A 16,922-nucleotide genomic window follows, 5' to 3' on the forward strand; every position below is an offset into this window, starting at 1 on the left:
TTTGCCCATCTCTGCCTGTCTTTTACTGCCCCCGATTTTTAACCTGTCGCCTTCTTAATACGGAGACGATGTGATGAATTATCAACGTGGATTTACGCTGGTTGAACTGATGATTGTGGTGGGTATTGTGGCAATCTTAAGTGCTATCGGCCTGCCCGCTTATCAAAATTATCTGCAGCGTGCTGCCCTTACTGACATGCTGCAAACCATGGTGCCCTATAAAACTGCTGTTGAGCTTTGCGCCATGGAGCGCGGCGGCCCGACGCAGTGCCAGGCCGGAGAAGCGGGTATTCCTGCTGCCAGGGGATCGCGCTATGTCTCGGGACTGAGCGTGACCAACGGGGTCATTACGCTGACCGGCCAGGAGAGCCTGAATGGCCTGAGCGTTGAAATGCTGCCGCTCTGGGACAGCAACGAGGGCGGCATCAGCTGGCAACGCAGCTGTACCAGCAGCAACAATAGCCTGCGTGACAATTGCCTGCAGCAGTTCCGCTTTGCGGATAAAGGAGCCAGCGATGAGCAAGCCTGATGAGGCGATCGCGGCATTATGTCAGCGCTATCGCGCCCTGGTTTTGCACCATGATGCCAGCCAGCTGCGTGTTGCCGTCGCGGAGAGCGTGCCGCCAGGGCTGGCTGAAGCCCTCCATTTTGCCAGCCAGTGTCAGATTGAGATTGAATGCTGGCCGCAGGCCCGGCTCGACCAGCTTCAGCACGCTGACACACCGCTGGTGGCGCGCGAAGAGGCACCAGCAGAATCAGCGATCGAAGCGACACAGCTGATCCTGCGTCAGGCGCTGGAGCGTCGCGCCTCCGATGTCCATATCGAACCCGGCCGTGATGGCCTGCGTGTGCGTCTGCGTATCGATGGTGTATTGCACCCTCTATCTTCCCTGCCCGCCACCCAGCCTGCTGCGCTGCTGGCGCGACTGAAGATCCTCGGCGGACTGGATATCGCCGAACGCCGGTTACCGCAGGATGGTCAGTTCAGTCTGGAGATCGCCGGTAAACCCGCCTCTTTTCGCCTGGCCACCTTACCCATCTACGGTGGTGAGAAAGCGGTGGTCCGGCTGTTGCAGAGTGAAAGCGCGGCGCTGTCGCTGGATAAGCTCGGCTTACCCGCCGCGCAGTTGCGCCTGTTCTGCGCCGCGCTGGCGCAGCCGCAGGGGCTGATTCTGGTCACCGGGCCTACCGGCAGCGGCAAGACGTTTACGCTCTATAGCGGACTCAGTGCCCTGAATACGCCGGAAAAAAATCTGTGCAGCGTTGAAGATCCGATTGAGATCCCCCTGCCCGGCGTTAATCAGACGCAGATCCATGCTAAAAATGGCCTCGATTTTAACCGCGTGCTGCGGGCGCTGCTGAGACAGGATCCAGATGTAATCATGGTAGGAGAGATCCGCGATGCTGAAACGGCGGAGATTGCGGTTAAAGCGGCACAGACCGGACATCTGGTGCTGTCAACGCTGCACACCAACTCCACCGCCGAGACCCTGACCCGGCTACGACAGATGGGTATTCCCGGTTATCTTCTGGGGTCGGCGCTGAAACTGATTGTTGCTCAGCGCCTGGTTCGACGCCTCTGTCCCCACTGCCGTCAGCCCGCTCAGGCGGTGGCGCACTATCCTGCGGAACTCTGGCCCGGTACCTTGCAAACCTGGCGAGCTCCCGGCTGCGACCACTGTTTTTCCGGCTATTTTGGCCGGCTGGCGCTGTTTGAACTGCTGCCGATCAATGCCAGGCTGCAAAATGCGATCGCCGCCGAAATGCCGCTGGAGAATTTGCTCAGCCTGGCGAAACAGCAGGGATTACGCACCCTGCTGGTTTCTGGCCTGGAAGCGGTAAGCCGGGGCGATACCTCGCTGGAAGAGATGCAACGGGTGATTGGGCTGGACGATGGCTGATGCGTCTTTATTTCGCTGGCAGGCGGTCGATAGCCAGGGCCAGTTAGTCAGTGGCCAGCTACTGGCTATCGACAGTGATAACCTGCTGCTGATGCTGGCGCAGCGCGATCTTCTGCCGGTGAGCTGGAAACGAGAAAAAGTGTGGCGTCAGAGGGAGTGGAAGTGGCAGCACAAAACCGATCTGATTCGTCAGCTGGCAACCCTACTCAAAGCGGGACTGCCGCTGGCAGAGAGTCTGGCTTTACTGGCTGAGGGCCATCCGCATGCAGGCTGGCGTGCTCTGATGCTCGCCCTGCATCATCGGGTACTCAGCGGTGCCCCTTTTTCGCAGGCTTTACGTGAATGGCCGCAGATTTTTCCGGCACTCTATCCGGCCCTGATGGAGGTGGGCGAACTGACCGGTCAGCTGGATACCTGTTGCAGTGAGCTGGCCCGGCAGCAGATCCGGCAACAGCAGTTATGGCATCAGGTGGCGAAGGCGCTGCGTTATCCTCTGTTCATTCTGCTGGTGGCGATTGCGGTCACCTGCGGCATGCTCCTGTTCGTTCTGCCAGAGTTCGTTGCCGTTTATGACTCCTTTGATGCCCCCCTGCCCGCCTTTACGGCAGCGGTAATGCAGTTATCTGCCGCGCTTCAGGAGTGGGGAGCTGTGTTAGCCATCGGCGTATCGCTGATGCTGGTGGCGTGGCATCAGTTACGACGACGCTCTGCGGGCTGGCAGCGCCGTGAGCAGGCGATTTTCCTGCGCATCCCGCTGCTTTCCGGGTTATGGCGTGGCACACAGCTGACGCAGATCTACACCATTCTGAATCTGACACAGCGCGCCGGGTTAACTTTGCTACAGGGACTGGCTGCCGTTGAAGTGACGCTCTCATCATTGCTATGGCGGGAAGCAATGGCCGGACTGCAGCAGCACATTGCTCAGGGGAATCCTCTGCATCAGGCGCTGATGCATCATCCGCTGTTCACACCATTATGCGGTCAGCTGGTTCGCGTCGGCGAAGAGGCGGGCGCGCTGGATTTAATGCTGGCTCGTCTGGCGGAATGGCATGAGGCAGAAACCCGTGAGCGCGCTGACACACTGGCTGCTTCGCTGGAACCGATGATGATGGTGGTGATTGGCGGCATTGTCGGCACGCTGGTGATTGCGATGTATCTGCCGGTGTTCGGGCTGGGTGATGCGATGCATTAAGGGGCGCAGGCTGCGCCCCGGATAACTATCGGTTGAAAACGCGGTTTTCCTGCTCATTAACCCGAATAAAGGTGGTGCGCTTGGTCAGCTCTTTCAGCCGCTCCGCCCCCACATAAGTGCAGGCGGAACGCAGTCCACCCAGGATATCGCGCGCGGTGTCAGCAACCGGGCCACGTAATGGCAGCTTCACCGTTTTACCTTCTGCTGCGCGATATTGCGCCACACCGCCAACGTGACGCTTCATCGCCGATTCGGAACTCATGCCGTAAAACAGCATAAAGCTTTCGCCATTCTCTTCGACCACCTGCCCTTCACACTCATCATGTGCCGCCAGCATGCCACCCAGCATCACGAAGTCGGCACCGCCGCCAAACGCTTTCGCAATATCGCCAGGCACTGAACAGCCGCCATCACTGACAATCTGTCCGCTTAAGCCATGCGCCGCATCGGCACATTCAATGACAGCGGAAAGCTGCGGATAGCCCACGCCGGTTTTCACCCGGGTTGTACAGACCGAACCCGGGCCAATGCCGACCTTAACGATATCCGCGCCAGAGAGAATCAGCTCTTCCACCATTTCGCCCGTTACCACGTTACCGGCGCAGATGGTTTTAGCCGGGAAGGTTTCACGGGCGCGCTGCAGAAAATCAACAAAATGCTGAGAGTAACCGTTGGCCACGTCGATACAGATAAACTGCAGATCGTCTGACAGCGCCATAATCGCGACCAGTTTATTGAGATCGGCCTCCGAGGTGCCGGTTGAAACCATCACATGTTTCAATACCGTCGCGGGGACGCGCTGAATAAACGCGCGCCACTCATCTACGCTGTAATGCTTATGGACTGCTGTAAGGATATTGAAGCTGGCCAGCGCCTCAGCCATTGAAAATGTGCCGACGGTATCCATGTTGGCGGCGATAATCGGTACGCCGCTCCAGCTCAGGCCCGAATGTCTGAAGGTAAAGCTGCGTTCCAGCTCAACCTGTGAGCGACTTTGCAGCGTGGAGCGTTTGGGGCGGATTAAGACATCTTTAAAGCCCAGTTTTAAATCTTCTTCAATACGCATAAACAGTGTCCTGGTAAGTGGCAATGAATCGTCGTTCACGAAGTAAGCACAGCTCCAGTGACGTTATGATACGCGCCTCTCGCTGCGCGACAAGACTGCGAATTTCACTTTATTTACGCTACAATCCGTTAAATTTAATTGTGCTTTATCGGTGTGATCTGACGCGCATTTTTGCGTTTTTTATACAGATCATTACCCTGAAGCCCTGTCGAAAAGAGAAGTCAGGTGAGAAACATGCCCTATATCGTCGCGCTTACAGGGGGGATCGGCAGTGGTAAAAGTACGATTGCCCAGGCATTCGCAGCGTCTGGCGTGGAAATTATTGATGCTGACCTGATAGCACGTGAAGTTGTCGAACCCGGCACACCCGCTTTGCAGGCCATTCAGGCGCGCTATGGCACGTCGATAGTGACTGATGAGGGGAAGCTTGATCGTAGCCGGCTTCGCGACATTATTTTTCAGCAGCCGGAAGAAAAAAGCTGGTTAAACGCGCTGCTGCATCCACTGATTAATGCCCGGACGCGTCAATTGATCGCCGAAGCCACCACACCTTATGTGCTCTGGGTGGTGCCGCTACTGGTGGAAAATCAGTTACAGCACCAGGCTGATCGGGTACTGGTGGTGGATGTCGATGAGGCAACGCAGTTAGCGCGCACCCGGCAGCGTGATCATCTTTCCGTCGCGCAGGCGAAACGCATTCTTGCCGCACAGGCGACGCGCCAGCAGCGCCTCGCCTGTGCCGATGACATTATTGATAACAGTGGCGAGCCCGACGACGCCTTGCCGCAGGTTGCCGAACTCCATCAGCGCTATCTCAGGCTGGCGGCAACGAAACAGGATTAATACCATGAGCACACCCGTTCTGTTTGAACACCCACTGAATGAAAAAATGCGAACCTGGTTACGGGTTGAGTTTTTGATCAATCAGTTAGATGAAATTGTCCCACTGGATAAAACCGTTAATGCGCTGACCTTTTTTCGCCTGATTAGCGAGCTGCTCGACATTTTTGAGCGTGGCGATATGCGTACTGAATTGTTAAAAGAGCTGGAGCGTCAGCAGCAAAAGTTACGTGCATGGGCTGATGTGCCAGGTGTTGATATGACGCTGGTTAATGCCCTGCGCGATAAACTCAAAATTCAGTCGACGCAGTTAATGAATGCCCCACGTATGGGCCAGCAACTCCGCGAGGACCGTCTGATTGCCCTGGTGCGGCAGCGCCTGAGCATCCCTGGTGGATGCTGCAGCTTTGATTTGCCGGGCCTGCACATCTGGCTCCATCTGCCGCAGGAAGCACGCGATGCGCAGGTCGAAGCCTGGATGCTGACGCTGGAGCCACTGCATCATGCGCTGGCGATGATACTGGATCTGATCCGCCAGTCCGGCGCGTTTCATGTGCAGACCAGCCTTAATGGTTTTTATCAGGATAATGCCGAAGGCGCCGATCTGTTGCGACTGCAGTTGTCGCTGGAGGATGCGCTCTATCCACAGGTGTCCGGACATAAAAGCCGCTACGCCATTCGTTTTATGCCGCTTGATAGTGAGCGTGGTGAAGTTCCGGCCCGCCTTAATTTTCAACTGGCCTGTTGTTAGAGGTAAAAATGCAGCAAGAAGTGATGACCGTTGCCTGTCCGCAGTGCGGCAAAGATGTGATCTGGGATGAACTCAGCCCGTGGCGCCCCTTTTGCAGTAAGCGCTGCCAGCTCATTGATTTAGGTGAGTGGGCCGCAGAAGAGAAACGCATTCCCAGCCGCGACGATATGAACGACAGTGACAACTGGAGTGAAGAAGATCGCTGATAGCCGAACCGGATGGGGCACGCTGCCCCATCCGCTCAGAGTTCGCCGGCGATCAGACGCGCAATCAGCTGATGATTCGCGGGCGGAAACTCTTCCGCGACCAATGCATGCTGATCAACCCAACGCTGCGGCTGACCCTCTTTGCCCCACGGCTCTCCTTTCCACCCTTCGACCAGAAAGAAATGCAGCGTCACGCGCAGATCGTCATAACTGTGGTCTGCATGACCAATCGGGCGTGCCTCGGTGACCTCAATCCCGGTCTCTTCCTGAAGTTCCCTTATCAATCCCTGTTCGGCGCTTTCGCCCGCTTCAATCTTACCGCCAGGAAACTCCCACTTGTTCGCCATGTAAGAGGTCGCCGCGCGCTGGGCAAGGAAAATTTGTTTACTGGCATTGCGAATGATGCCAACTGCAACCTGCAGGTGCTTCATGGAGACTATCCGGTAGTAATGGGTGAATGAAGCCTGATTTTAGAGCATGCCGTAGCGGATGTTAACCGCTTTAGCTCAGCGGAGTCGCTGTTGCCTAGGTGGCAGAGAACATAAAAAAAGGAGCCAGCGGCTCCTTTTTTATTAGCATTCAGTCTCAGGCGATACGGCCATGACACTGCTTGTACTTTTTACCGGAACCACATGGGCAGGGATCGTTGCGGCCGACTTTGCGTTCACCACTCTGCTCCGCCACAGGCTCTGCTGCTGCCAGCAGATCCTCTTCAACATGGCTCAGCTGCTGTTGCTGTGCCAGACGTTCAGCTTCTTCGCGACGTTGTTGCTCCATCGCTTCAACTTCTTCTGGCATGCGCACCTGGACTTTGCTCAGCGTACTGATCACTTCATATTTCAGTGATTCAAGCATCGCGGCAAACATGGCGAAGGATTCACGCTTGTACTCCTGCTTCGGATCTTTCTGCGCATAGCCGCGCAGATGGATGCCCTGACGCAGATAGTCCATCGCGGCCAGATGCTCTTTCCACAGCGAATCCAGCGTCTGAAGCATCACGCCTTTTTCGAAGTTGCGCATCATCTCTGCGCCAACGATCTCTTCTTTCTCAGCGTAGCTTTCCATAGCATGGGTCATGATGCGCTCACGCAGCACTTCTTCATGCAGATCGGGCTCTTTATCCAGCCACTCTGCAATCGGCAGGTTCAGATCGAAGTCAGTGCGCAGACGCTCTTCCAGGCCTGGCACGTCCCACATCTCCTCCAGCGACTGCGGCGGAATGTAAGTATCGATGGTGACTTTGTAGACGTCGTGGCGAATACTGTTGATGGTTTCGCTAACGTCAGACACATCCAGCAGCTCATTACGCTGACTGTAGATCGCGCGACGCTGGTCATTAGCCACATCATCATATTCCAGCAGCTGCTTACGAATATCGAAGTTACGGCTTTCAACTTTGCGCTGGGCATTGGCAATCGCTTTGGTGACCCACGGATGCTCAATCGCTTCGCCTGGCTTCATGCCCAGTTTACGCATCATATTCGAGACGCGGTCTGAGGCAAAAATACGCATCAGCGCATCTTCCATCGACAGGTAGAAGCGAGAAGAACCGGCGTCACCCTGACGACCTGCACGACCACGCAGCTGGTTGTCGATACGACGCGATTCGTGACGCTCAGTACCGACGATGTGTAAACCACCTGACGCCAGAACCGCATCATGACGAATCTGCCATGCCGCTTTAATCTCTTCGATTTGCGCTTCAGTTGGCTCTTCCAGTTCGGCCACTTCAGCGTGCCAGCTGCCGCCCAGCATAATATCTGTACCACGTCCGGCCATGTTGGTGGCGATAGTGACCGCACCCGGCTGACCGGCCTGCGCAACTATATCCGCTTCGCGGGCGTGGAATTTGGCGTTCAGAACGTTATGTTTGATACCGGCACGGGTCAGTTCGTTAGAGACCACTTCTGATTTCTCAATCGAGATGGTTCCCACCAGCACCGGCTGACCATTGGCGGTGCGCTCACGGATATCTTCGATAATGGCATCGATCTTCTCTTTCTCGGTCATGTAGACCAGGTCAGCCAGATCTTTACGCACCATCGGACGGTTAGTCGGCACGACAATGGTGTCGAGCTTATAAATGGAGCTGAATTCAAATGCTTCGGTATCAGCGGTACCGGTCATACCGGCCAGCTTCTCGTAAATACGGAAGTAGTTCTGGAAGGTGATAGAGGCCAGCGTCTGGTTCTCGTTCTGGATCTCAACGCCTTCTTTCGCTTCAATCGCCTGATGCAGACCATCAGACCAGCGACGACCCTGCATGGTACGGCCGGTGTGTTCATCAACAATCACCACTTCGCCATCTTTCACGATGTAATCAACATCGCGGGTAAAGAGTGCGTGCGCACGCAGCGCCGCAGTGACGTGGTGCATCAGCATGATGTTGGTCGGAGAGTAGAGTGACTCGCCCGCTTCCATGATGCCCTCGCTGACCAGCAGCTCTTCCACTTTGACCAGACCGCGCTCAGACATGTGAGCCTGACGCGCTTTTTCATCGACCCAGAAGTCGCCTTCACCCTGATGGGTTTCGGTATCTTCTTTATCCTGGCGCACCAGATGAGGGATGATCTTGTTCACTTTGGTGTAAAGCTCAGAACTGTCTTCTGCCGGACCAGAGATGATCAGCGGCGTACGCGCTTCATCGATCAGGATGGAGTCGACCTCATCCACTAGCGCATAGTGCAGTTTACGCTGTACACGCTCTTCCGGGCTGAAAGCCATGTTGTCGCGCAGGTAGTCGAAGCCATATTCGTTGTTGGTGCCGTAGGTGATGTCCGCTGCGTAAGCTTCACGCTTTGCCACCGCCGGCAGGCCCGACATGTTGATACCAATGGTTAAACCCAGGAACTCAAACAGCGGACGGTTGTTTTCCGCATCACGCTGTGCCAGATAGTCGTTGACGGTAACCACGTGAACGCCTTTGCCGGACAGCGCATTCAGATAGGCTGGCAGCGTTGCGGTCAGCGTTTTACCTTCACCGGTTCGCATCTCAGCGATGCAGCGATCGTTCAGCACCATGCCGCCGATCAGCTGCACGTCGAAGTGACGCATCCCGAACACGCGTTTACTCGCTTCACGCACGGTTGCGAACGCTTCCGGGATCAGGCTTTCCAGCGATTCACCTTTTTTCAGGCGTTCGCGGAACAGATCCGTTTTAGCTTTCAGTTCATCATCAGAGAGCTTCTCAAAATCGGGCTCCATCTTATTGATGACGTCCACCACTTTACGCATACGACGCAGGGTACGATCGTTACTGCTACCAAAAACCTTGGTTAATATTTTGCTTAACATAATAAATATATTCTCAATTCAGCCGGAGCATTCCGGACTGCGAAATCTAAACAGAGTGAATAAAACCAAAAATATTAGCAGAACAATCGGGCGGGTCCGGCGCGAATGCCATGCACGCTGGCATGCCACTCTACCCATGAACGGGTAACGGCCGTGAAAAGAGGCGGCGTAGAGATCTGCTGCGGTGCAGTGTGCAGCGCAGAATGTGATGTCAGTAAACTATGCAGTGAGTCGATCAGCGCCAGCTTTTGTGCCGCCAGCGGTAATGTCTGTTGCTCCGCCTGCGCCTGGGGCGCCAGCGTGAAAGAGAGATGACGAATAACGGTGCGGATGGCGTGCTGATGCCAGTAATCCACGCTGAAGCTCGGGCGTCGGGACGCTTCCTGCAGCCGGATCAGGTGATCAAAGCGTGTGGCACTGCCAAGAAAGAGACTGCTGGCCGGAGATTCAGACGACGCGTTGAGTTCGGAGCTTTGCGCACAGGCTGGCAGGCCAAAGCTGGCCGCTACCATCCCTAACAGGAGATGAGGCCAGAAGTAGCGTCTACCTAATTGTCGCCAGCGCAGAAGAATCCCAATCACAACCTTTCCATCGCGCATGCTCTGTTGCGCTCTTGTATTCTGGTACCCGCCGCGAGCCGCAACGGATTTCGGCCTGTAAAAGCGCCACAGATAGTATCATTAATGTGGGGCATCCACACCTGGGATTAAAGTGATGGCGAGAGAAAACACGTGTGATTGTTCAGCAAATCAGCAGAACAGACAACGCTTTGCGAGCGAGGTCGCAGTCATCAGGCGTGTGATAAGAGGCAATAAAAAACGGCTGGCGCCGCTGACCGGAGAGGGTGTCAGCATAACCAGCCGTTTCACGTTCCGGGGTAATTAAGCCAGAACCAGATTCGGTGCTTTGAATGCCAGCGGCAGTTCAGCTTCGTCTTCGAAGGTTGCCCATTCCCAGGCTTCCTGCTTAGCCAGAACCGCTTGCAGCAGCTTGTTGTTCAGCGCGTGGCCCGATTTGAACGCAGTGAATGCGCCAATGATGTTGTGACCACACATAAACAAGTCGCCAATCGCGTCCAGCATTTTGTGACGCACAAACTCGTCCTCAAAACGCAGGCCTTCTTCATTCAGTACGCGGAAATCATCCAGACCTATCGCACAATCTAAGCTACCGCCCAGGCACAGGCCTTTAGACTGCAGATATTCGATTTCACGCATAAAGCCAAATGTACGCGCCCGGCTGATTTGACGAACAAAGGCGTCAGCAGAGAAGTTCATCGCATAACGCTGTGAGCTGGAATCGATAGCCGGGTGTTTGAAGTCGATGGTGAAATCAAGCGAGAAGCCGTTAAACGGTTTGATCTCGGCCCATTTGTCACCCTCTTCCACACGCACGGTCTGCTTAACACGCACAAATTTCTTCGCGCTGTTGAGCTGCTCGATGCCCGCATCCATCAGCAGATAGATAAACGGTGCTGCGCTGCCATCCATGATCGGGATTTCTGGCGCATCGACTTCAACAATAATGTTGTCGATACCCAGACCCGCCAGGGCGGCATTGAGGTGTTCAACCGTTGAAATACGCACGCCTTCATCATTCACCAGGCAGGTACTCAGCATGGTGTCGCGCACGTATTTTGCATCAGCCGGAAAATCTACCGGTGGATTCAAGTCGGTGCGACGATAGATGACCCCGGTATTAGCCGACGCAGGGCGTAATGTCAGGGTGACTTTTTTGCCGGTATGTAAACCGACACCAGTCGCCTGAACAATACGTTTTAATGTCCTTTGTTTGATCATCGTATTATCTCGCAATATCACCTGTCCGACCGCCAGTATACTTTACCAGCGGACAGAGACTTTAGCACAAAGAGCGGAGAATCCCAATTATAGGGTTAATCCTAATCGGCCTGCTTACGTAAAAAGGCCGGAATATCAAGATAATCGGGCTCTTTGTTCGACTGCGCAGCCTGGTCGTTAACGACTTTGGCAGCAGGTTTCTGCTCCTGCGGCAGCGGTGACATACCGTGCTGCTGATAGCGATGATCCATCACTGGCTGACTGGCTGGCTTGTTGGTTACCAGGGTGATTTCAGGACGCTTGTCCATGCCGATACCGGTTGCCACCACGGTGACGCGCAGTTCGTCATTCATTTCCGGATCCAGTGAAGTACCGATCACGACGGTCGCGTTGTCAGAGGCGAAGGCGCGGATAGTGTTACCCACGGTCTCGAACTCATCCAGACGCAGGTCGAAGCCCGCCGTAATGTTGACCAGCACGCCACGCGCACCAGAAAGGTCGATATCTTCCAGCAGTGGGCTGGAGATCGCCATTTCAGCCGCTTCTTCCGCACGATCTTCACCGCACGCGACGCCTGAACCCATCATCGCATAGCCCATTTCGGACATGACGGTACGCACGTCAGCAAAGTCGACGTTCATCAGGCCAGGACGGGTGATCAGCTCAGCGATACCCTGAACGGCGCCTTTCAGCACGTCATTAGCTGCACCAAACGCATCCAGCAGAGAGATACCACGGCCCAGCACTTTCAGCAGCTTGTCGTTTGGAATGGTGATCAGTGAATCGACATGCTTAGAGAGTTCGGCGATCCCCTGCTCGGCAAACGCCATGCGCTTTTTGCCTTCGAAGTTGAACGGCTTGGTGACAACCGCCACCGTCAGGATACCCAGCTCCTTAGCCACTTCAGCCACGACAGGCGCTGCACCGGTACCGGTACCGCCGCCCATACCTGCTGCGATGAAGACCATGTCTGCCCCTTCCAGCGCAGAACGCAGTGCTTCGCGATCTTCTTCTGCAGAGTTACGGCCCACTTCCGGGTTCGCACCCGCACCCAGACCTTTGGTAATGTTATTACCGATCTGAATGGTCTGGCCGACAGCTGTTTTACGCAGCGCTTGCGCGTCGGTATTCACAGCAAAGAATTCCACACCTTCGATACGCTCGCGTACCATGTGCTCTACGGCGTTACCGCCGCCGCCACCGACGCCGATGACTTTAATCACCGCGTCGTTGGTTAATTCCATAGGTTCAAACATGATTTCTCTCCGTTATGTGCCTGTCGCCTGGAGATCACTAAAGAAAACAGCATGATCCCCTTTCACAAAAATTAAAACTCTTTTTTTAACCAACTGTTAATACGCTTGAACCAGTTACCTACTGAGACCCGTTTTTCGGTCTCTGCATCACCGTTCATGTGCGACTCTTTGCCGTAATGCAACAGTCCCACGGCAGTGGAGTAGTACGATTCCTGCGCATAGTCAGTCAGGCCGGTAATATTCAGCGGCTGTCCGATACGCACCTGCGTATGGAATACGCGTTGCGCACAGGCCGCCAGTCCTTCGATTTGCGCTGCACCACCGGTCAGGACAATGCCTGCGGCTAAGTGATGCTTCACGCCCTGCTGACGCAGTTGTTCCTGTAACTGCAGAATCTCGTCATTGACCAGATTCAAAAGTTCGGTGTAACGCGGCTCAATCACTTCAGCCAGCGTCTGACGTTGCAGGCTACGTGGTGGACGTCCGCCCACACTCGGCACCTCAACGTTCTCGTCTTTGCCGACAATCGAGCCCAGCGCGCAACCATGGCGCACTTTAATCGCCTCAGCATCCGTTGGTGGTGTGCCAAACGCATAGGCGATGTCGCTGGTAACGACGTTGCCTGCATACGGAATAACCTTAGTGTGCCGTAAAGCGCCGCCGGTATATACGGCTATGTCCATTGTACCGCCACCAATATCGACAACACACACGCCCAGCTCACGTTCGTCTTCAGTCAGAACGGCAAAACTGGAGGCGAGACCGGCAAAAATCAGCTGATCCACTTTCAGCCCGCAACGTTCAACGGCTTTAACGATGTTCTTCGCCATATCGTTGTGGCAGGTGATCAGATGCACTTTCGCCTGCATACGCACGCCGGAAAGCCCGACCGGATTTTTAATCCCTTCCTGATAGTCGATGGCGTATTCCTGAGGAATGACGTGCAGGATGCGATGCTCGTCACGTACTCTCACCGATTTGGCGGTATGTACGACGTTCTCTACATCATCCTGAGTCACTTCCTCTTCGGAAATCGGAACCATCCCGATTTCGTTCTGACAACTAATATGTTTGCCCGATAAAGCAAGGTAGACGGAGGAGATCTGGCAATCTGCCATCAGCTCAGCCTGATCGATGGCGCGCTGAACGCATTTCACCACCGACTCAAGGTCGTTTACGCCACCTTTATCCATACCGCGGGAAGGGCAGCTGCCCACCCCAATAATGTTGACCATACCATCGGGCAGAACTTCCCCAACCAGGGCGGCAACCTTCGCAGTGCCGATTTCGAGTCCAACTACCAGTTTTCTGTCCGTTGCCTTGATCATTGTTGTTTAGCCTGTGCCTGGTTCTGTTGCTGATTACTGTCCTGTGGCTCCATCACGATCGGTGTCCAGCCAACAGAAGCGCCAGAGTCGTATCGTAAATCCACGTAGCTGATACGTTTGCTCTCGTTCTGACCTTGCTGTTGCAGCACCGGGTAGAGCTCAATAAAGCGATTCAGTCGTTTCATGGTGTCGCTGCGGCCCAGTTCGATACGAACATCGTCGCTGGTGACCAGCTGCCATGAACGCCGCGCCGTCATCGACGCCACCTTCAGAGTAAACTTCCGGGCTTTCAGCACATCATCCATGCTGTGATAGCCCGCCAGGACCTCTTTCTCACTCCCTTCCGGCCCGTACAACATCGGCATTGTCTCTTTGCCGACATGACTGGCGGGTACGCTGAAGGAGACACCCTCAGCATCCACCATGTGCAAATCGTTCCAGCGCGCCACCGGTGTGTACTCCACAAGGTGGATCTTCAGTTCGTCCGGCCACTGCTTACGTACGCTGACCTGCTTAATCCAGGGCAGCCGCTCAATCTGCTGCTGCAGGATGTCCACGTCCTGAGACATAAACGTACCAGGCGGACCCAGCGACAAAATCGCCTGACGAATATCATCGTGTGTGGTGTAGTGCGTCTGTCCTGTCACCACCAGTTTTGACAATGGCAGCCGGGACGCATCGTTCATCCACTTCAGTACCACCAGCCCGCCGGCAACCATAATCCCGATGACGATCAGCAGAAAAATAATGCCGAACAGTCGGGCACCGTTACTGCGTCCAGTGCGAATACGCTCCTGCGGTTCACGGTTTCGAACTCTCATCGCCGCCTGTGACATATCAGTCGGCCAGCTCCAGAATATGGGCAACCAGCTGCGGGAAGCTCATGCCCGCCTGTTTCGCTGCCATTGGTACCAGACTGTGGCTGGTCATGCCCGGTGAGGTATTGGCTTCCAGTAACTGAAAGCGCCCTTCCCCATCGGTCATTACATCAACCCGTCCCCAGCCGCGACATCCCAGCGCACGCCAGGCCGCCAGTACCAGCTGCTGTAATTCCGCTTCACGTTCAGCGCTTAAATCGGCCGGACAGACGTACTGAGTATCGTCAGAAATGTATTTAGCTTCATAGTCATAGAACTCGCTGGCGCTCTTTATTTCAATCGAGGGCAGAATACGATCGCCCACAATCGCGACGGTGTACTCCGCGCCGCTAAGAAACGCTTCGACCAGCACGTCATTGTCGTGCTTAAACGCCATGTCCAGAGCCGCCGGCAGCGCGCTCAGATCGTTAACCCGACTGATGCCCACGCTGGAGCCTTCACAGGCTGGCTTCACAAATAGTGGCAGGCCAAGCGCCGCAATTGCCGCGTTGTTTTCTGCGTCCAGACCGGCATCAAACTGCTGACGCGTCAGCCAGACAAACTTTCCTGACGGTAAACCACGTCCCTGCCACAGCAGCTTGGTGCGCAGCTTATCCATGGTCACGGCCGATGCCATCACGCCGCTGCCGGTGTACGGCAGTTGCAGGAACTCCAGCACCGCCTGCAGCGTGCCATCTTCTCCGCCCCGGCCATGCAGTGCGATAAAGGCTTTGGTAAAGCCCTGCTCTTTCAGCGTCAGCACAGAGACATCACGGGTATCGATGCCATGCGCATCAATGCCCATTTCCCGTAATCCGGCGAGGACGGCCTGACCTGAGTTCAGCGAAACCTCGCGCTCTGCCGAGGTGCCACCCATTAATACTGCAACTTTATCCGCCATGACGATCCTCCGCTTTGCGTTCCGGCTGGAGCTTAGTGTCAGCCAGCTTGCGGGCAACCTTGCCGACGTTACCGGCTCCCTGCACCAGAATCAGGTCATTGCCTGACAGCAGCGGTGCCAGCATCTCTGGCAGCGCGTCATGTTCCGGCACCAGAATCGGATCCACCTTGCCGCGATTACGAATCGCACGGCACAGCGACCGGCTGTCAGCACCCGGAATAGCGGTTTCACCGGCAGAGTAAACATCCAGCATCAGCAACACATCCACATGCGACAGTACGTTGGCGAAATCATCAAACAGATCGCGGGTTCGGCTGTAACGGTGCGGCTGAAACACCATCACCAGTTTTTTATCCGGCCAGCCTGCGCGCGCGGCTTTAATTGTCGCGTCCACTTCGGTGGGATGATGACCGTAATCATCAACCAGCATCGCGGTGCCCGGCTGTCCGTTGACCGGCTCTGTCGGGAATTCACCCAGCAGATCAAAGCGACGGCCCGTGCCCTGGAAACTCTCCAGCGCAGCCAGGATAGCATTGTCTTCAATGCCCTCTTCACTGGCGACGGCGACGGCGGCTGCCGCATTCAGGGCGTTGTGGCGACCCGGCGCGTTCAGCGTAATCTGCAGCGGTGCTTTATCCTGACGGATCAAGGTGAAATGCCCCTGCGCGCCACTCTGTTCATAATTTTCAATGCGCAGGTCAGCATCATCACTGAAACCGTACGTGGTGATATGGCGTCCCACGCGTGGGATCAGGTCACGAATAACCGCATCATCCACACACATCACCGCACGGCCGTAAAACGGCAGGTTGTGCAGGAAGTTAATAAACGTCTGCTTCAGGTTCTCAAAATCGCCCTGATAGGTGTCCATATGGTCAGCTTCGATGTTGGTCACAATCGCCACCATCGGTTGCAGATGCAGGAACGACGCATCGCTCTCATCCGCTTCAGCAATCAGATACCGGCTGTGACCCAGACGGGCATGGGTGCCTGCTGCTTTGACCAGTCCGCCGTTAACAAAAGTCGGATCGAGACCCGCTTCCGCATAAATACTCGACACCATCGCCGTGGTGGTCGTTTTGCCATGGGTACCCGCAACGGCGATGCCGTGACGAAAACGCATCAGCTCAGCCAGCATCTCCGCGCGACGGATCACCGGGATACGCTGTTCACGTGCCGCCACCAGTTCGGGGTTATCCTGCGAAACGGCGCTGGAAACCACCACCACGCTGGCATCGGTCACGTTTTCGGGGCGATGGTTAAAATAAATGGTGGCACCCAGCGCAATCAGGTTCTGCGTCACCGGGTTAGGGGCCAGATCTGAACCGCTGATATGGTAGCCTTCATTTGCTAACACTTCGGCAATACCGCCCATGCCAGCACCGCCGATGCCGACAAAGTGGATGTGCCGGACGCGACGCATCTCGGGCACGATAGAACGCAGTTTTGCCAATTGTTGTGTATTCATCGCTCTCAGTTACCTGCTATTTCAGTTTGTACCCAGTCCGGGTACAGGCCAGACGCGCTGACC

16 protein-coding genes are annotated in these 16,922 nt (G+C 55.4%); 6 read left to right on the forward strand and 10 right to left on the reverse strand.

Features of this window, described 5'->3' with window-relative positions; all coding sequences use genetic code 11:
* Positions 1-73: 73 nt before the first annotated feature.
* From ppdD to hofC, 3 genes are read left to right on the forward strand one after another with little or no spacing between them, the layout of a single operon-like run.
* On the forward strand, positions 74-529 hold the full coding sequence (ppdD, locus tag OK412_RS14565; protein WP_033787372.1) for a prepilin peptidase-dependent pilin: 456 nt from the start codon (positions 74-76) through the stop codon (positions 527-529).
* Positions 516-1,901, forward strand: coding sequence for a type II secretion system protein GspE (gspE, locus tag OK412_RS14570; protein WP_264353283.1), 1,386 nt, complete (start codon positions 516-518; stop codon positions 1,899-1,901). The genes ppdD and gspE overlap by 14 nt, the downstream gene beginning before the upstream one ends.
* Positions 1,894-3,093: a protein transport protein HofC gene (gene hofC / locus OK412_RS14575; RefSeq protein ID WP_039386512.1), complete on the forward strand. Its 1,200-nt coding sequence runs from the start codon at positions 1,894-1,896 to the stop codon at positions 3,091-3,093. Before gspE ends, hofC begins: the two co-directional genes overlap by 8 nt.
* Before the next feature lie 25 nt (positions 3,094-3,118).
* On the opposite strand, the gene OK412_RS14580 is transcribed toward hofC, so the two are convergent.
* On the reverse strand, positions 3,119-4,159 hold the full coding sequence (locus OK412_RS14580; protein ID WP_010671832.1) for a GMP reductase: 1,041 nt from the start codon (positions 4,157-4,159) through the stop codon (positions 3,119-3,121).
* 234 nt (positions 4,160-4,393) lie between these two features.
* Between OK412_RS14580 and coaE the strand changes: the two genes are divergently transcribed.
* The 3 genes from coaE to yacG are packed head-to-tail and all read left to right on the forward strand — an operon-like array spanning position 4,394 to position 5,956.
* Entirely contained in the window at positions 4,394-5,002 is a 609-nt protein-coding gene (coaE, locus tag OK412_RS14585; RefSeq protein ID WP_010253911.1) for a dephospho-CoA kinase, read from the forward strand.
* Between the two features lie 4 nt (positions 5,003-5,006).
* A complete protein-coding gene (gene zapD, locus OK412_RS14590) occupies positions 5,007-5,750 on the forward strand; it encodes a cell division protein ZapD (RefSeq protein ID WP_033756556.1) in 744 nt (247 codons plus the stop codon).
* Between the two features lie 8 nt (positions 5,751-5,758).
* Entirely contained in the window at positions 5,759-5,956 is a 198-nt protein-coding gene (gene yacG / locus OK412_RS14595; protein WP_010253903.1) for a DNA gyrase inhibitor YacG, read from the forward strand.
* Between the two features lie 35 nt (positions 5,957-5,991).
* Here yacG and mutT read toward each other — a convergent pair whose 3' ends face one another.
* From mutT to murC, 9 genes are all read right to left on the reverse strand, one after another.
* Positions 5,992-6,387 carry an 8-oxo-dGTP diphosphatase MutT gene (gene mutT / locus OK412_RS14600; RefSeq protein WP_010253900.1) on the reverse strand — a complete coding sequence of 132 codons (396 nt, stop codon included), beginning with the start codon at positions 6,385-6,387 and terminating at the stop codon, positions 5,992-5,994.
* A gap of 154 nt (positions 6,388-6,541) precedes the next feature.
* On the reverse strand, positions 6,542-9,250 hold the full coding sequence (secA, locus tag OK412_RS14605; RefSeq protein WP_010671827.1) for a preprotein translocase subunit SecA: 2,709 nt from the start codon (positions 9,248-9,250) through the stop codon (positions 6,542-6,544).
* Between the two features lie 74 nt (positions 9,251-9,324).
* Complete coding sequence (secM, locus tag OK412_RS14610; protein ID WP_242461324.1) at positions 9,325-9,831, reverse strand: secA translation cis-regulator SecM; 507 nt, start codon at positions 9,829-9,831, stop codon at positions 9,325-9,327.
* 300 nt (positions 9,832-10,131) lie between these two features.
* The gene (gene lpxC / locus OK412_RS14615; RefSeq protein WP_010253894.1) at positions 10,132-11,049 is read right to left on the reverse strand and encodes a UDP-3-O-acyl-N-acetylglucosamine deacetylase; all 918 of its coding nucleotides are present in this window, start codon (positions 11,047-11,049) and stop codon (positions 10,132-10,134) included.
* 101 nt (positions 11,050-11,150) lie between these two features.
* A complete protein-coding gene (gene ftsZ, locus OK412_RS14620) occupies positions 11,151-12,305 on the reverse strand; it encodes a cell division protein FtsZ (RefSeq protein WP_010253892.1) in 1,155 nt (384 codons plus the stop codon).
* Between the two features lie 71 nt (positions 12,306-12,376).
* Positions 12,377-13,633, reverse strand: coding sequence for a cell division protein FtsA (gene ftsA, locus OK412_RS14625; protein WP_010253890.1), 1,257 nt, complete (start codon positions 13,631-13,633; stop codon positions 12,377-12,379).
* On the reverse strand, positions 13,630-14,469 hold the full coding sequence (gene ftsQ / locus OK412_RS14630) for a cell division protein FtsQ (RefSeq protein WP_010253887.1): 840 nt from the start codon (positions 14,467-14,469) through the stop codon (positions 13,630-13,632). Before ftsQ ends, ftsA begins: the two co-directional genes overlap by 4 nt.
* Before the next feature lies 1 nt (position 14,470).
* Positions 14,471-15,391, reverse strand: a complete 921-nt coding sequence (locus OK412_RS14635; protein WP_010253885.1) for a D-alanine--D-alanine ligase — start codon at positions 15,389-15,391, stop codon at positions 14,471-14,473.
* Positions 15,381-16,859 carry a UDP-N-acetylmuramate--L-alanine ligase gene (gene murC, locus OK412_RS14640; protein WP_010253883.1) on the reverse strand — a complete coding sequence of 493 codons (1,479 nt, stop codon included), beginning with the start codon at positions 16,857-16,859 and terminating at the stop codon, positions 15,381-15,383. Before murC ends, OK412_RS14635 begins: the two co-directional genes overlap by 11 nt.
* Positions 16,860-16,922: the final 63 nt, after the last annotated feature.

It is taken from the genome of Pantoea sp. JV6 (assembly GCF_025910055.1).
In the GTDB taxonomy this organism is placed as follows: domain Bacteria; phylum Pseudomonadota; class Gammaproteobacteria; order Enterobacterales; family Enterobacteriaceae; genus Pantoea; species Pantoea agglomerans.

Coding starts and splice junctions, on each gene's coding strand:
- ppdD (WP_033787372.1), top strand. CDS start 74: ATGAATTATCAACGTGGATTTACGCTGGTTGAACTGATGATTGTGGTG.
- gspE (WP_264353283.1), top strand. CDS start 516: ATGAGCAAGCCTGATGAGGCGATCGCGGCATTATGTCAGCGCTATCGC.
- hofC (WP_039386512.1), top strand. CDS start 1,894: ATGGCTGATGCGTCTTTATTTCGCTGGCAGGCGGTCGATAGCCAGGGC.
- OK412_RS14580 (WP_010671832.1), bottom strand. CDS start 4,159: ATGCGTATTGAAGAAGATTTAAAACTGGGCTTTAAAGATGTCTTAATC.
- coaE (WP_010253911.1), top strand. CDS start 4,394: ATGCCCTATATCGTCGCGCTTACAGGGGGGATCGGCAGTGGTAAAAGT.
- zapD (WP_033756556.1), top strand. CDS start 5,007: ATGAGCACACCCGTTCTGTTTGAACACCCACTGAATGAAAAAATGCGA.
- yacG (WP_010253903.1), top strand. CDS start 5,759: ATGCAGCAAGAAGTGATGACCGTTGCCTGTCCGCAGTGCGGCAAAGAT.
- mutT (WP_010253900.1), bottom strand. CDS start 6,387: ATGAAGCACCTGCAGGTTGCAGTTGGCATCATTCGCAATGCCAGTAAA.
- secA (WP_010671827.1), bottom strand. CDS start 9,250: ATGTTAAGCAAAATATTAACCAAGGTTTTTGGTAGCAGTAACGATCGT.
- lpxC (WP_010253894.1), bottom strand. CDS start 11,049: ATGATCAAACAAAGGACATTAAAACGTATTGTTCAGGCGACTGGTGTC.
- ftsZ (WP_010253892.1), bottom strand. CDS start 12,305: ATGTTTGAACCTATGGAATTAACCAACGACGCGGTGATTAAAGTCATC.
- ftsA (WP_010253890.1), bottom strand. CDS start 13,633: ATGATCAAGGCAACGGACAGAAAACTGGTAGTTGGACTCGAAATCGGC.
- ftsQ (WP_010253887.1), bottom strand. CDS start 14,469: ATGTCACAGGCGGCGATGAGAGTTCGAAACCGTGAACCGCAGGAGCGT.
- OK412_RS14635 (WP_010253885.1), bottom strand. CDS start 15,391: ATGGCGGATAAAGTTGCAGTATTAATGGGTGGCACCTCGGCAGAGCGC.
- murC (WP_010253883.1), bottom strand. CDS start 16,859: ATGAATACACAACAATTGGCAAAACTGCGTTCTATCGTGCCCGAGATG.